The 15023-nt window shown below is 68.9% G+C and carries 13 protein-coding genes and 1 pseudogene; 6 read left to right on the plus strand and 8 right to left on the minus strand.

Annotated elements, in window-relative coordinates; genetic code table 11:
- Positions 1-167: 167 nt before the first annotated feature.
- Entirely contained in the window at positions 168-1007 is an 840-nt protein-coding gene (locus ACIQOU_RS26030) for a TerD family protein (protein ID WP_401539511.1), read from the plus strand.
- 22 nt (positions 1008-1029) lie between these two features.
- On the opposite strand, the gene ACIQOU_RS26035 is transcribed toward ACIQOU_RS26030, so the two are convergent.
- The 6 genes from ACIQOU_RS26035 to ACIQOU_RS26060 form a co-directional block, all read right to left on the minus strand.
- Positions 1030-1770 carry a Tellurium resistance gene (locus tag ACIQOU_RS26035; protein WP_401539514.1) on the minus strand — a complete coding sequence of 247 codons (741 nt, stop codon included), beginning with the start codon at positions 1768-1770 and terminating at the stop codon, positions 1030-1032.
- Positions 1771-1859: 89 nt separating this feature from the next.
- On the minus strand, positions 1860-3008 hold the full coding sequence (locus ACIQOU_RS26040) for a DUF475 domain-containing protein (protein ID WP_401539517.1): 1149 nt from the start codon (positions 3006-3008) through the stop codon (positions 1860-1862).
- A 163-nt stretch (positions 3009-3171) separates the two neighbouring features.
- Positions 3172-3747: a TerD family protein gene (locus ACIQOU_RS26045; protein WP_401539520.1), complete on the minus strand. Its 576-nt coding sequence runs from the start codon at positions 3745-3747 to the stop codon at positions 3172-3174.
- Between the two features lie 110 nt (positions 3748-3857).
- Complete coding sequence (locus tag ACIQOU_RS26050; protein WP_401539522.1) at positions 3858-4433, minus strand: TerD family protein; 576 nt, start codon at positions 4431-4433, stop codon at positions 3858-3860.
- 113 nt (positions 4434-4546) lie between these two features.
- A complete protein-coding gene (locus ACIQOU_RS26055) occupies positions 4547-5005 on the minus strand; it encodes a peroxiredoxin (RefSeq protein ID WP_401539525.1) in 459 nt (152 codons plus the stop codon).
- A 107-nt stretch (positions 5006-5112) separates the two neighbouring features.
- Complete coding sequence (locus ACIQOU_RS26060) at positions 5113-5550, minus strand: DUF3052 domain-containing protein (RefSeq protein ID WP_401539527.1); 438 nt, start codon at positions 5548-5550, stop codon at positions 5113-5115.
- 387 nt (positions 5551-5937) lie between these two features.
- Here ACIQOU_RS26060 and aceE point away from each other — a divergent pair, with 387 nt between their 5' ends.
- On the plus strand, positions 5938-8685 hold the full coding sequence (gene aceE / locus ACIQOU_RS26065) for a pyruvate dehydrogenase (acetyl-transferring), homodimeric type (RefSeq protein ID WP_401539529.1): 2748 nt from the start codon (positions 5938-5940) through the stop codon (positions 8683-8685).
- Between the two features lie 570 nt (positions 8686-9255).
- Here aceE and ACIQOU_RS26070 read toward each other — a convergent pair.
- A complete protein-coding gene (locus ACIQOU_RS26070; protein WP_401539532.1) occupies positions 9256-10875 on the minus strand; it encodes an MFS transporter in 1620 nt (539 codons plus the stop codon).
- Between the two features lie 65 nt (positions 10876-10940).
- Between ACIQOU_RS26070 and ACIQOU_RS26075 the strand changes: the two genes are divergently transcribed.
- The 3 genes from ACIQOU_RS26075 (at position 10941) to ACIQOU_RS26085 (ending at position 13817) form a co-directional block, all read left to right on the plus strand.
- On the plus strand, positions 10941-11567 hold the full coding sequence (locus ACIQOU_RS26075) for a TetR family transcriptional regulator (RefSeq protein ID WP_401539535.1): 627 nt from the start codon (positions 10941-10943) through the stop codon (positions 11565-11567).
- A gap of 102 nt (positions 11568-11669) precedes the next feature.
- A complete protein-coding gene (locus ACIQOU_RS26080; RefSeq protein WP_401539538.1) occupies positions 11670-12887 on the plus strand; it encodes an alpha/beta hydrolase in 1218 nt (405 codons plus the stop codon).
- Between the two features lie 57 nt (positions 12888-12944).
- Positions 12945-13817, plus strand: coding sequence for a DUF4429 domain-containing protein (locus ACIQOU_RS26085; RefSeq protein ID WP_401539695.1), 873 nt, complete (start codon positions 12945-12947; stop codon positions 13815-13817).
- 468 nt (positions 13818-14285) lie between these two features.
- On the opposite strand, the gene ACIQOU_RS26090 is transcribed toward ACIQOU_RS26085, so the two are convergent.
- Positions 14286-14744: a MerR family transcriptional regulator gene (locus tag ACIQOU_RS26090; RefSeq protein ID WP_401539541.1), complete on the minus strand. Its 459-nt coding sequence runs from the start codon at positions 14742-14744 to the stop codon at positions 14286-14288.
- Positions 14745-14915: 171 nt separating this feature from the next.
- Between ACIQOU_RS26090 and ACIQOU_RS26095 the strand changes: the two are divergent.
- A pseudogene (locus ACIQOU_RS26095) lies at positions 14916-15017 on the plus strand (GNAT family N-acetyltransferase); the annotation flags it as partial.
- Between the last annotated feature and the right edge of the window lie 6 nt (positions 15018-15023).

Raw genomic sequence — 15023 nt, forward strand, 5'->3', positions numbered from 1 at the left:
GATAGGTGGCCGGTAATAGTACGTAGGAGACCGTGTCGGTAGTTCCCGTGGGGCATGAATTTCTGGTAACTCGGCCATGTCGACGGCGATCCGACCGGCCGTCGCCAGGCCTGCGGCAGCCGCACCCCGCGTTGTCGTGACCAGCACCGAGAAGGCAGGATGACGGCATGACGCACGCGATGCTGAAGGGGTCGAACGTCCCGGTCGAAGCCACCACGGTCCGGGCCGTACTGCGCTGGACACCCGGGCCCGGGGTGCCGGACGTCGACGCCTCCGCGCTGCTCCTCGGCGCCGACGGCCGGGTGCGTTCCGACGAGGACTTCGTCTTCTACAACCAGCCCCGGCATCCGTCCGGGAAGGTCTGGCGGCTCGGCAAGAAGCGGGTCGCGGAGGGTCCGACCGACACGATCCAGACAGATCTGGCCGGCGTCGAGCCCGGCGTGAGCCACATCCTGGTCGTCGCCTCCGCGGAGGACGTCACCTTCGACCACGTTCCCGGGCTGCGCGTCCTGCTGTACGACGCGACGGCCGAGGGCGCCGAACCGCTGGCGTACTTCGATGTCACCCCGCAGACCGGCCAGGAGACGGCGCTGATCTGCGGTGAGCTGTACCGGCGCGGCGAGGGCTGGAAGTTCCGGGCGCTCGGCGAGGGCTACCAGAACGGCTTGCAGGGCCTGGCGACGGACTACGGCATCACGGTGGACGAGTCGGAGGCGGCCGCCGAGATCTCCCAGCCGCTGCCCCCGGAGCAGCCGACGACGACGGTCCCGGCCCACGCGACGACGGTCCCGGCCCAGCCCGTCCCCGCCCAGCCCGTTCCGGCCCAGCCTGTTCCGGCCCAGCCTGTTCCGGCGCAGCCCGCCTACGGCTACCCGCAGCCGGCCGCCGCGCCGACCTACGGATATCCGCAGCAGCAGTCGGGGTACGGCTATCCGCCGCCGGTGGCGCCGCCCCTGGACCCGGACTTCCAGCTCCCGCCCCAGGGGCCTCAATTCATCCGCTCCTGAACGGGGCGCGGCTGACCGGCGGCTACGCCTTCTCCGCCTTGGTCTTGTAACCCCGCCCCCACTGCAACCCCCAGCCGTAGAGCCGGTCCAGCTCGGCCTGGAAGCCGTAGACGAACTTCACCTCGCGGCGGACGACGAGTTCGCCCTTGACGTTCTCGATCATCACCACGGCGCAGGAGCGGGCCTGCGGGTGGCGTTCGTCGAGGCCTATCTCGATGCGCGGTCCGTTGCTGGGGTACAGGGTGACGATCGCGTGCGTCCGGTCGAAGGCCGGCGTCTGGTCGTAGATGTAGACGAACACGAGCAGCCGTTTGATGGCGTCCCGCTGATCGAGGTTGACGTACATGGTCTCGCCGGACGCCGATCCGAACCGGTCGTCGCCGCTGAGTTTCACGTACGGCGCTTCGTTCAGGTCGCCGAGGTAGCCGCCGAGGGGCTGGACGACGCCACGGGTGCCGTCCTGGAGTTCGTAGAGGCAGCCGAGGTCGAGGTCGACGTTGACCATGCTCTGGCTGTGTCCGACGATCTCGGGCGGCTTGAGCGCCTTGAGCGGGTGGCGCAGCAGGCTCTCGCGGTGTTCGCCGCCGAAGTCGGAGGTGCGCATCCGCCAGGTCAGGTTCACCCGGAGGTTGCCGGTGGCCGCGCCCTGCTTGTTCAGGGACACCGAGTGGTGCCGCTTGGTCAGTTCGATCGCGTTGCTGGCGGCGCTGCCCGAGTCGAACTCGGTCTCGCGGCCCTGCCAGAGTCCGTCGAAGAAGCCCATTCCCGCCCCCACAGTCAACCGGTCAAGAACGTGCGGGGCGGCCGGAGGTCCGGCCGCCCCGCTCAGAGCGTTCCGCAAGCGGAGGCGTGTCACACCCCGGACGAGACCTCAGTCTTCTCGTCCGAGCCCGATGCTTTTCCCTCCGCTGCCGCCAGCTTGCGGTTGCGAAGGACGGAGGACCAGAAGGACCAGCCGATCAGGATGACGCCGACGAGGCCGGTGATGACCTCGTTGATCTGGTACTGGATGGTGATCATGAGGATCGCGGCCAGGGCGCCGATCGCGTAGTGGGCGCCGTGCTCCAGGTAGACGTAGTCGTCGAGGGTGCCCTGGCGGACCAGGTAGACCGTGAGCGACCGGACGTACATGGCGCCGATGCCGAGGCCGAGCGCCATCAGGACGATGTCGTTGGTGATCGCGAACGCGCCGATGACGCCGTCGAAGGAGAACGACGCGTCCAGGACCTCCAGGTAGAGGAACATGAAGAACGCGGCCTTGCCGGCGATGGCGACGGCCGAGCGCTTCTTGCCGGTGCGCCGGGCCTCCTCTTCCTCCTCCTGCTCGCGTTCCTCGTCCTCTTCGAGGCGGTCCTCGAAGTAGCCGGAGAGGCCGCCGACGATCAGGTAGGTGATCAGTCCCGCGATCCCGGAGATCAGGACCGTCTCCGTCTTGTCGACGTGGGTGCCGCCGTGCTGGTGGGCCTGGGTCGCGACCGTGAACGCGGAGATCAGCAGGACGACCAGGGCGATGCAGACCGACAGCATGTCGACCTTGCCGAGCTTGGCGAGCGGCCGCTCGATCCAGCGCAGCCACTGGATGTCGCGCTCCTCGAAGAGGAAGTCGAGGAAGATCATCAGCAGGAACATGCCACCGAACGCGGCGATCGCCGGGTGGGCGTCGGTGACCAGCTGCTGGTAGTGGTCCTTGTTGTTGAGGGCGAGGTCGACGGCCTCGATCGGCCCGATCTTCGCGGTGACGGCGACGATCACGACCGGGAAGACCAGCCGCATGCCGAAGACGGCGATGAGGACACCGACGGTGAGGAAGATCTTCTGCCAGAAGGCACTCATCTTCTTCAGGACACCGGCGTTGACCACCGCGTTGTCGAACGACAGCGAGATCTCCAGGATGGAAAGGATCGCCACGAGGCCGAACGCCTGCCACCCCCCGTAGAAGACGGCGGCGACCAGGCCGAGCGCGGTCACCGCGAACGACCAGCCGAAGGTTTTCAGAAGCACTGGCTACCCAATCCTGTAGGTACGGGTCTCCCCCGCGCCGTACTCGGCTTTACTCACTATTGACCACGGAAGTCTAGGGCTTGCCCCTCGGACCGGACCAGTAGGGGCTTGAAGGCCGAGAAAGCGCAGGTCGAAGACGGTGGCGCAGCCAGTCGCGGGGGTGCTACGAGACGTTGACGCCGAAGTCGAGCGCGATGCCCCGCAGGCCCGAGGCGTAGCCCTGGCCGACCGCGCGGAACTTCCACTCGCCCTGGTGCCGGTAGACCTCGCCGAAGATCATCGCGGTCTCCGTGGAGGCGTCCTCGCTCAGGTCGTAGCGGGCGAGCTCCTGGCCGTCGGCCTGGTTGACGACCCGGATGAAGGCGTTGCTGACCTGGCCGAAGGTCTGGCCTCTGTTGTCGGCGTCATGGATGGAGACGGGGAAGACGATCTTGTCGCACTGGGCGGGCACCTTGGAGAGGTCGACGAGGATGGACTCGTCGTCGCCGTCGCCCTCACCGGTGAGGTTGTCGCCGGTGTGCTCGACCGAGCCGTCCGGGCTCTTGAGCTGGTTGTAGAAGACGAACCATTCGTCGCCCATGACCCGCCCGCCGGTGCACAGCAGGGCGCTGGCGTCGAGGTCGAACGGGGCTCCGGTGGTGGAGCGCGCGTCCCAGCCGAGCCCGACCATGACCTGTGTGAGGTTGGGTGCGGCCTTGGACAGGGAGACGTTTCCCCCCTTGGCGAGCGTGACGCCCATGATCTTTCCCTCCCCGATGAGGTGCTTCTCTGGTTGTCCTGCGCGTCCGGCGCCGCACGCAAACGGTGCGGCGCCGGAAACATCCCGCGACGGCGGGTCGCGGGGGCGTCTCAGACGTTGACGCCGAAGTCCTGGGCGATGCCGCGCAGACCGGAGGCGTAGCCCTGGCCGATGGCGCGGAACTTCCACTCCGCGCCGTTGCGGTACAGCTCGCCGAAGACCATCGCGGTCTCCGTGGAGGCGTCCTCGCTGAGGTCGTAGCGGGCGATCTCGGCGCCACCGGCCTGGTTCACCACGCGGATGAACGCGTTGCGGACCTGGCCGAAGGACTGCTGGCGGTTCTCGGCGTCGTAGATCGACACCGGGAAGACGATCTTGTCGACGTCGGCCGGGACGGTGGCGAGGTTCACCTTGATCGCCTCGTCGTCGCCCTCGCCCTCACCGGTGGTGTTGTCGCCGGTGTGTTCGACCGAGCCGTCGGGGCTCTTCAGGTTGTTGAAGAACACGAAGTTCGCGTCGTTCGTGACCTTGCCCGCGCTGTCCAGGAGCAGGGCGCTGGCGTCGAGGTCGAAGTCCGTGCCGGTCGTGGTGCGGACGTCCCACCCCAGACCGACGATGACCGCGGTCAGGCCAGGGGCCTCCTTGGTCAGCGATACGTTGCCGCCCTTGCTGAGGCTGACTCCCACAGGTCCTCCATTGGTGTCCGGGGGTGATGTGCCCCGCAGTGCGTCTGACATCGGATCAACGATCCGATCCTAGTGACGGGTTCCCGCCGTTCGCATGCCCGGGAACCGAAGAATCACAGGGTGTCGAGCGCCTTCACGTACTCGTCGAGGTCGCGGGCGTCGGGCAGGGCGTTGACGACGGTCCAGCGCACGACGCCCTCCTTGTCGATGACGAAGGTGCCGCGCACCGCGCAGCCCTTGTCCTCGGCGAAGACACCGTAGGCACGGGACACCTCGCCGTGCGGCCAGAAGTCGCTGAGCAGCGGATACTCCAGGCCCTCCTGCTCGGCGAAGACACGCAGGGTGTGGATGGAGTCGTTGGAGACGGCGAGCAGCTGGGTGTCCCGGTCGTCGAACTTCGGGAGGTTGTCGCGCAGCTCGCACAGCTCGCCCGTGCACACGCCGGTGAAGGCGAACGGGTAGAAGAGCACGACGACGTTCTTGCTGCCGCGGAAGTCGGACAGCTTCACGGTGGCGCCGTGGTTGTCCTTGAGCTCGAAGTCGGGGGCCTTGTCGCCGACCTGGATCGCCATCGTCGTCCCTTTCGGTGGGGCTGCTGGGGTGGTGGGACCACCCTACGCAGCACGCACCGAGGCCGTCGGACGGGCCGGACGCACCGGCCCGTCCGAGGGAACTGGGATCAGCGCTTGGACTTGGCCGCCTTCGGCGTGGCCAGCCTGCTGCCGCTCCAGTCCTTGCCCACGCTGACGCTCTTGGCTGCCGACAGGCCGGCCGTCGTCGCGGCTTCGGAGATGTCGCTCGGCTCCACGTAGCCGTCCCGGCCGGTCTTCGGGGTGAGCAGCAGGATGGAGCCGCCCTCCTCGATGTAGCCAATGGTGTCCACCAGCGTGTCGGTCAGATCGCCGTCGTCGTCGCGGAACCACAGCACCACGGCATCGGCGACGTCCTCATAGTCCTCGTCCACGAGGTCACTGCCGATGACTTCCTCAACGGCTTCGCGGAGTTCCTGGTCTACGTCGTCGTCGTAGCCGATCTCCTGGACCACCTGCCCGGGCTGGAACCCCAGCCTGACGGCAGGGTTCGTCCGCTCCTCCGCGTGGTCCGCGGTCGCGCTCACGGTTTGCCTCCTGATCATGTTTTTTGAATGTGGGGTCCTCCGGTCTCCAGCGGAGTCCGGGGGAGTCTCAGCCTCGCGCGGGCGCGAAGCATTGGCCGTAGTCCACACGGGCGGGGCGGATCGCGCAAGTACCCGGCCGTTCAGACCGCCGAAACGGTGACTTTCCGGGCCGTGTCGCCGCAACTTACGGCACCCGATCCGAGCCCTGAGTGACACGCACCACATCGTTCTGCCCGCTATGTACTTTTGGGAACCCTGGGGCACTGTCACAGGCCTTGGTTACCTTTAGGCAGAGATGACGTTTGCCTCCCCCAGGTACACGATGGGGAGCGGCGCAGGCACCACGGAACACAGCTCACAGCAGACCTCTGACAGGTAAGGATCAGCGTGGCTTCCGGATCAGATCGCAACCCGATCATCATTGGCGGCCTTCCGAGTCAGGTCCCTGACTTCGACCCCGAGGAAACGCAGGAGTGGCTCGACTCCCTCGACGCCGCCGTCGACGAACGGGGCCGGGAGCGGGCCCGTTATCTGATGCTGCGGCTGATCGAGCGGGCCCGCGAGAAGCGCGTGGCCGTGCCCGAGATGCGCAGCACGGACTACGTGAACACGATCGCCACCCGGGACGAGCCGTTCTTCCCCGGCAACGAGGAGATCGAACGCAAGGTCCTCAACGCGACCCGGTGGAACGCGGCGGTGATGGTCTCGCGCGCGCAGCGCCCGGGCGTCGGCGTCGGCGGCCACATCGCGACCTTCGCGTCGTCCGCGTCCCTCTACGACGTCGGCTTCAACCACTTCTTCCGCGGCAAGGACGAGGGCCACGGCGGCGACCAGATCTTCTTCCAAGGCCACGCCTCCCCCGGCATCTACGCGCGCGCGTACCTGCTCGACCGGCTCTCCGAGGCGCAGCTCGACGGATTCCGGCAGGAGAAGTCGAAGTACCCCGAGGGCCTCTCCAGCTATCCGCACCCGCGCTCGATGCCGGACTTCTGGGAGTTCCCGACCGTCTCGATGGGCCTCGGGCCGCTCGGCGCGATCTACCAGGCGCGGATGAACCGCTACATGCAGGCGCGCGAGATCGCGGACACCTCGAAGTCGCACGTGTGGGCGTTCCTCGGCGACGGCGAGATGGACGAGCCGGAGTCCCTGGGCCAGCTGTCCATCGCCGCCCGCGAGGGCCTGGACAACCTCACCTTCGTCGTCAACTGCAACCTCCAGCGCCTCGACGGCCCGGTGCGCGGCAACGGAAAGATCATCCAGGAGCTGGAGTCGGTCTTCCGGGGCGCCGGGTGGAACGTCATCAAGCTGGTCTGGGACCGGTCCTGGGACCCGCTGCTCGCCCAGGACCGCGACGGCCTGTTGGTCAACCGGATGAACACGACGCCGGACGGCCAGTTCCAGACGTACGCGACGGAGTCCGGCGGGTACATCCGCGACCACTTCTTCGGCGACGACCAGCGGTTGCGCGCGATGGTCGAGAACATGACCGACGACCAGCTTCTGCACCTGGGGCGCGGCGGCCACGACCACCGGAAGATCTTCGCGGCGTTCAAGGCGGCCACCGAGCACAAGGGCCAGCCGACGGTGATCCTGGCCAAGACGGTCAAGGGCTGGACGCTCGGCCCGAACTTCGAGGGCCGCAACGCCACGCACCAGATGAAGAAGCTGACGGTCGACGACCTGAAGCGGTTCCGGGACCGGCTGCACCTGCCGATCGCGGACAAGGAACTGGAGTCCGGGCTGCCGCCCTACTACCACCCCGGGCGGAACTCCGAGGAGATCCAGTACATGCACGACCGGCGCAAGTCGCTGGGCGGGTATGTGCCGACCCGGGTGGTGCGGTCCAAGGCGCTCGCGCTGCCGGACGACAAGACGTACGCGAGCGTGAAGAAGGGCTCGGGCCAGCAGTCCATCGCGACGACCATGGCCTTTGTCCGGCTCCTCAAGGACCTCATGCGGGACAAGGAGATCGGCCGACGGTTCGTGCTGATCGCGCCGGACGAGTACCGGACGTTCGGCATGGACTCGTTCTTCCCGAGCGCGAAGATCTACAACCCGCTCGGGCAGCAGTACGAGTCCGTCGACCGGGAGCTGTTGCTCGCGTACAAGGAGTCGCCGACCGGGCAGATGCTGCACGACGGCATCTCCGAGGCGGGCTGCACGGCCTCGCTGATCGCGGCGGGCTCGGCGTACGCCACGCACGGCGAGCCGCTCATCCCGGTCTACGTCTTCTACTCGATGTTCGGTTTCCAGCGCACCGGCGACCAGTTCTGGCAGATGGCCGACCAGCTCTCGCGCGGATTCGTGCTGGGGGCGACCGCCGGGCGCACGACGCTGACCGGTGAGGGGCTCCAGCACGCGGACGGGCACTCCCAGTTGCTCGCCTCGACCAACCCGGCGTGCGTCGCCTACGACCCGGCGTACGGGTACGAGATCGCGCACATCGTGCAGGACGGGCTGCGGCGGATGTACGGCTCGGACGCCGAGCACCCGCACGGCGAGGACGTCTTCTACTACCTCACCGTCTACAACGAGCCGATCCAGCACCCCGCCGAACCGGCCGACGTCGACGTGGAGGGCATCCTCAAGGGCGTCCACCGGCTGCGCGCGGGGTCCGCGGGGTCGATCCCGGCGCAGATCATGGCGTCCGGGGTGGCCGTGCCGTGGGCGCTGGAGGCGCAGCGGCTGCTCGCCGAGGACTGGGACGTGCGGGCCGATGTCTGGTCGGCGACCTCCTGGAACGAGCTGCGGCGCGAGGCTGTGGAGTGTGAGCGGCACAATCTCCTGCATCCGGAGGAGGAGCAGCGGGTTCCCTGGGTCACGCGGAAACTCAGCGGGGCCGAGGGGCCGTTCGTGGCGGTGTCCGACTGGATGCGGGCGGTTCCGGACCAGATCTCGCGGTGGGTGCCGGGGACTTACCAGTCGCTCGGGGCGGACGGGTTCGGGTTCGCGGATACGCGGGGGGCTGCTCGGCGGTTCTTCCACATCGACGCGGAGTCGGTTGTCGTGGGCGTGCTGAGTGAGTTGGCCCGTGAGGGGAAGGTGGCGCGGTCGGTGCTGAAGCAGGCGGTGGATCGTTACCGCCTGCTCGACGTGACCGCGGCGGACCCCGGCGCGGCGGGGGGCGACGCGTAGACGCCCCTTCCCCACGCCGGGGACGACACCTACGGCCCGGTGGGGGCCCGCCGCGCAGTTCCCCGCGCCCCCTAAACGGCACGTCGTCAGCTGCGGGCCGGTGGGGGCTCGTCGCGCAGTTCCCCGCGCCCCTTAAAAGCACCGGCGTGGCTGCGACGCGTGCCGATAGGAGCCCCGCGCCCCAAAACACCGGCGCGGCCGAGACGCGTCTTGAACAGCCCCGGCGAGCCTTCAAGGGACGTCGCCACCAACGCCGCTGTCTTTTAGGGGCGCGGGGAACTGCGCGACCAACCCCCACGGACCCGCACCCGACAACGCACCCCACAAGGGGCGCGGGGAACTGCGCGGTCAGCTGCTGCGGGCCCGCACCCGACAGTGCGGTGGCGTGGGGGGCGGTGCGCTGTCCCCCTCCGGCAGCGCACCGCCACACCCGTCGCCCTCCCCCACGGAGTGGCACGTGCCGATGGAACATGCCACCAAGAGGACGCGGCCCACTCTGGCCTGCACCGCAGCCCACGTGCGAGAAATCTTTAGCGGATTCACCTGGACGGGTGAACGACCCGGCACGCGTCAGATGTGCCCGATCCCCGCCCCCGCCTCCGCGTTCTCCCCGGTCTTGGTGAGGAGCGCGACGAAGACCGCCACCACGGCAACCCCGCAGGCGACCAGCGAGGCAAGGCTCATGCCGGAGATGAACGTGTCGTGCGTGACCTCCGTGATCTTCGCGACGATCGTTTCGGGCATCCCCTTGGCGACCGGCGGAATGCCGACCTGGACGGCCTCGGCGGCCTGGGCCGTCTGCGCGGGCGTGAGCTGCGGAAGCCCGGCGTCCTTCCAGTTGCCGGCCAGGTCGCTGTCCACCTTGGACGCCATCACCGCGCCGAGGACGGCGGTGCCGAGGCTGCCGCCGATCTGCATCGCGGCCTGCTGGAGTCCACCGGCCACGCCGGACAGCTCCATCGGCGCGTTGCCCACGATGACCTCGGTCGCGCCGACCATGACGGGCGCGAGGCCGAGGCCGAGAAGGGCGAACCAGATCGACATGACGCCGCTGCCGGTGTCGGTCCGGAGCGTGGACATGCCGTACATGGCGAGCGCGGTGACGGCCATGCCGCCGGCCAGCGGGATACGCGGGCCGAGCTTGGTGATCATGAAGCCGGCCAGCGGGGAGCCGACGATCATCATGCCGGTGAGCGGCAGCAGGTGCAGGCCCGCGTCGATCGGGCTCATGCCATGCACGTTCTGGAGGTAGAACGTCACGAAGAACAGGCCGCCCATGAAGGCGATGGCCATCAGGACCATCAGCACGACACCGGCGGACAGCGGGACCGAGCGGAACAGCGCCAGCGGGATCAGCGGTTCCCTGACCTTCGTCTCCCAGAACGCGAAGAGCGCGAAGCAGACCACGGACGCGGCGACGAAGCCCCAGGTCCGGCCATCGCCCCAGCCCCACGCGGGCGCCTTGATGAGGGCCCAGACCAGGCAGAACATCGCGACGGAGAGCAGCGCGATGCCGAGCACGTCGAAGGAGCGCGGAGCGTTCTGCGCCCGGTGGTCGAGGAGGATGAAGACGCCGAGGAGAACGGCGATCAGGCCGACCGGCACGTTGATGAAGAACACCGACTGCCAGTTGACGTGCTCGACGAGGACGCCGCCGAGGATCGGGCCGCCCGCGGTGGAGGCGCCGATGACCATGCCCCAGATGCCGATGGCCATGTTCAGCTTCTCGGCGGGGAAGGTGGCCCGCAGCAGGCCGAGCGCGGCCGGCATCAGCAGCGCGCCGAACAGGCCTTGCAGCACGCGGAAGGTGACGACCAGCGGGATGCTGTCGGAGAGCCCGATGGCGCCGGAGGCGGCGGCGAAGCCGATCACGCCGATCAGGAAGGTCTGGCGGTGCCCGAAGCGGTCGCCGAGCTTGCCCGCGGTGATGAGGGCGACGGCGAGGGCCAGGAAGTAGCCGTTGGTGATCCACTGAACGTCGGCGAAGCTCGCGTTCAGGTCCTTCTGGATGGCCGGGTTGGCAATGGCCACGATGGTCCCGTCGAGGGCCACCATCATGACGCCGACGGCGACCGTGATGAGGGTGAACCAGGGGTGGCCGCGCAGCCCGGAGGCGGGTGAGCCGTCCGACGGGACCGCCGGTATCTCGTCCCCCGACCCAGTCTTCTCGATAGTGGTCTGACTAGTCATCCCACGAGGCTAGTGACAGCCACTGACAATTGACAAACGTGTTCACAAGTCAGTAACTGACTCCCATGGAAACGCTGCGCGAACGCAAGAAACAGCGCACCCGGGACGCCCTGCTGCGGACAGCCGTCGAGATGTTCACCGAACGGGGATACGACAGCACGACCGTGGACGACATCGCCGCGGCCGTCGACGTCTCACCGCGCACCTTCTTCCGGTACTTCGCCGGCAAGGAGGAGGCCGCACTCGCGCTCGGCGAACTGATGGTCGCGCGGTATCTGCACGCGGTGCGCGAGCGACCGGCGTCGGAGGCGCCGATGCGGGCGCTGCGCTCGGCCGTGCTGGAGAGCTGGGACACCCTGCACGAGGCGGTCGAGAACATCGTTCCGGTCACCTCCTATCTGCGCATGTACCGGGTGATCGAGTCGACGCCGGTGCTGCTCGCCGCGCATCTGCGGCGCAACGCGGAGATCGAGGAGTCCATCGCGCGCGTGCTGGCCGACCGTGAGGGGCTCGACCCGCGCGCGGACCCGCGTCCGCGGCTGGCCGTGGCCGTCTTCGGCGGGGTGATGCGGGTGGTGGAACGGGAGTGGAGCGAGCGGGAGGATTTCAGCGTCGAGGCGATGCGCGCGTTGACGATCGCGTACCTCGAACAGGTGGGACCGGCACTCACCGGGAACTGGCGGACACACTGACCCACCTGGGGACACGCTGAGGTCAATGCCACAGTTATCGAAACGTGATCCCCGTCACTCGGCTCGTGCGAGACCCTCTCGTTCTCCTAGTGTGTCCTCCCAGTGACTTCCTTCGACACCTCCCCGCAATTGAACGTCTGGCGCGCGCTGCTCGCACTGGCCGTGGTGTTCGTGATGCTGGCGACCACCGGCTGGACGGCGCTGCGCTCCCACGAGGCCGAGACCCCGTTGCGGGCCTCGCTCTCCTCCTGGGAGCACGGCAGAGCGCACGGCCACCGGCTGCCCGACCCGGCCTCCTCCGCCGCCCGGCTGACCCGCTTCTTCGCCTCGCTCACCGCCCGGGAACGGGCCGAGCTGGCCCGCCGTTATCCGCTCGCGGTCGGCAACATGAACGGCGCCCCCGTCGCCCTGCGCTACAAGGCGAACCGGATCGCGCTCACCGAGCAGCGTGACGTCGAGCGCTCGCGCATGCACGACAGTCGGCTCACGTCCGCCGGGCAGCAGCTCGCGGGGCGCCGGATGCACCGGTACGAGGCGTTGCTGAGCCCCGGTCGGCACATTCTCGCCTTCGACCCGGAGGGCTCGGGGCGGGTGGCCGAGGTGTTCGGCAACCTGACGAAGGCCCGGCGCGTCTCGGTGGTCGTGCCCGGCGTCGACACGGACCTCCTCACCTTCCAGAAGACCAACCGCCCCTACACGGCGCCGGTCGGCATGGCCAAGTCGCTGTACAAGGCGGAGAAGGCGGCGAACCCGACGACGCGGACGGCCGTGATCGCCTGGGCCGACTACACCGCCCCGGCGGGCCTCGGCATCGACTCGGCGACGGCGATGCGGGCGCAGGACGGCGCGGTGCGGCTGAACGCGCTGGTACGGGCGTTGCCTGGCAGGGCGCCGGTCTCGCTGTTCTGCCACAGCTACGGCTCCGTGGTGTGCGGGGTCGCCGCGCACACGCTGCCCGGCCGGGTGGCCGACATAGCGGTGGCCGCGAGCCCCGGCATGCGGGTGGAGAACGCCTCCCACCTGCACACCTCGGCCCGGGTATGGGCGATGCGGGACGCCGACGACTGGATTCAGGACGTTCCGTACCTGGAGGTCGGCGGGCTCGGGCACGGGGCGGACCCGGTGTCCGGGGCGTTCGGGGCGCGGGTGCTGTCGGCGCGGGGTGCGGAGGGGCACAGCGGCTATTTCCAGCCGGGGACCGAGAGCCTGCGGAACTTCGCCGAGATCGGCGTCGGCGCGTACCGGTCGGTGCACTGCGCACAGCAGGATCTGACGTGTGATGCGGGTCTGTCCGGCACGACGGCTTCGGGACGCGCGTAGAAAACGCAGGAAGTGCGGGCCTACAGGGTGGCGACGAAGGAGCGCGGCATGCATACGATGAGCCGCATGGGTGACGTGCTGGCCGGATTTCATGCCGCCTGGGAGTTCCAGTCCGACTCCGTGCTCATCCGTTATGAACGGGGGATTCGAACACCCAAGCTGTTCCAGGCGCTCGGGGAACGCCGGGTGCCGCTGGCCGCGCTGTCCGGTGTGACGGTGACGCCGGGCCGGCGCGGCACGGTCGTGCTGCGGGCCGAGCCACGGCCCGGTGCCGATCCGCTGATGGAGGCGGCGGCCGGGCAGTTGGCGGAGGGGTCCGATCCGTATCGGCTGGTGCTGCCGGCCGACCGGGGGGAGTCGGCCGAGCGGTACGCCGACGCGTTGCGGGCCGGGTTGGTCCCGGATGCCGACGAGCCGGTCGAGCGGTTCCTCGTCGATGCTCCCGAGGCTCCTCGGCAGTTCAAGGCGTACGACGCGAAGGCGTCCTTCGACGGGCGGACGGTGACCTTCCGGTGGTTCTGGACGGGGGCGTCGTCGGCGAAGTGGAAGGCCGGGGACCAGACGTTCTCCGTGGCCGAACTGGCCGGGGTGGAGTGGCGGTCGCCGGAGGGGCTTGAGGGGCATCTGCGGTTGCTGCGGCGCGAGCCGGTCGCCGGGGGCGGGGCGGGGGGAACGGCGGATCAGGACCCGGCGGCTGTCGTGTTCGGGGTGGGGTACGGACCCGTGCACGAGTCTCTGCCGTTCGCTGCGGGGGTGTTGGCGGCGATTCGGTCGGCCGGGGTGGCTGTTCCGGTGCCGGCCGGGTCTGCGCGGCGGGACCCCGCGGATATCGCCGAGCGGATTCGGCATCTCGGGGAGTTGCATCAGGCGGGGCTGGTCACCGACGAGGAGTTCTCCGCGAAGAAGGCGGAGCTGTTGGCCGAGCTGTGACGTGCGTCGCTGGGGCGGATGGGTGCGTTGTCGCGCCCGCGCGGCGGAGTCGCAGGTCGGTGCAGCCCCGCGCCCCTGCTGGGGGCGGATGGGTGCGTTGTCGGGTGCGGGCCCGGTGGGGGCTTGTCGCGCAGTTCCCCGCGCCCCTTAAAGGTGGGACCAGTGCCCGGCATTGAGCGGGCGGGTGCCTTGCCCCCCCCGGTCGCGCCTGCGCGGCGGAGCCGCAGATCGATACAGCCCCGCGCCCCTGCTGGGGGCGGATGGGTGCGTTGTCGGGTGCGGGCCCGGTGGGGGCTTGTCGCGCCCGCGCGGCGGAGCCGCAGATCGATACAGCCCCGCGCCCCTTAAAGGTGGGACCAGTGCCCGGCATTGAGCGTGCGGGTGCCTTTAGGTGGGACCAGTGCCCGGCATTGAGCGTGCGGGTGCCCTTTAGGTGATACCGGCCCCGGCATTGAGCGTGTGGGGGGTTTAGGTGGGGGTGGTTGTTGGGGGGTTGGCTTGGGCGTAGATGGTGATTTTTTTGTCCAGGACGGCCAGGGTGTCCTGGAGTTCGGTGATGCGGGTCTGGACGTCTCGGCGGGTTGATTCGAGGAGTTCGAAGCGGGCGGCGAACGTGTCGTCGCCCTCGCGGACCAGCTCGGCGTAGCGGACCATGTCGGCGACCGGCATGCCGGTGAGGCGGAGTTTGCCGACGAAGTCGAGCCAGTCGAGGTCGCGGTTGCTGTACCGGCGTTGGCCGGTGTGGGAGCGGTCGATGTGCGGCATCAGACCGATCCGCTCGTACCAGCGCAGGGTGTGCGCGGTCAGGCCGGTGAAGGTGACCACCTCGCTGATCGTGTAGCTGTCCTGGCCTTCGGGGCGCCGGTGCGCGAGGGGCGGGGCGCCGCAGCGGTCGACCTTGGTCCGAGTGGTCTCCATCACCGTCATATCGTCCACGCTATGGCCTTCGAGTGCACTCCAGGCAAGCGGAACCGCCAAGAAATCGGCAGGACAGGCGACCTGCCCGCTCATCAACGTGCCGCCATGAATCGACGCGCTGCCGGGGAGTTCGGCGGCGGTCGGGTGGCACGAGGAGTCGTTGCCCACCCTGCGGGCCAGGCTCGGCGGGTGCAGCTGACCGCGTCCCCCGACGCCGAGGCGCTGTATGTGTCGTTGGGCTTCCGGACCAAGCCCGACCCCTTGCTGGAGCTGACCTGGTGAGCGCAT

The sequence above is a fragment of the Streptomyces sp. NPDC091279 genome (assembly GCF_044757465.1).
Taxonomy (GTDB): Bacteria; Actinomycetota; Actinomycetes; order Streptomycetales; family Streptomycetaceae; genus Streptomyces.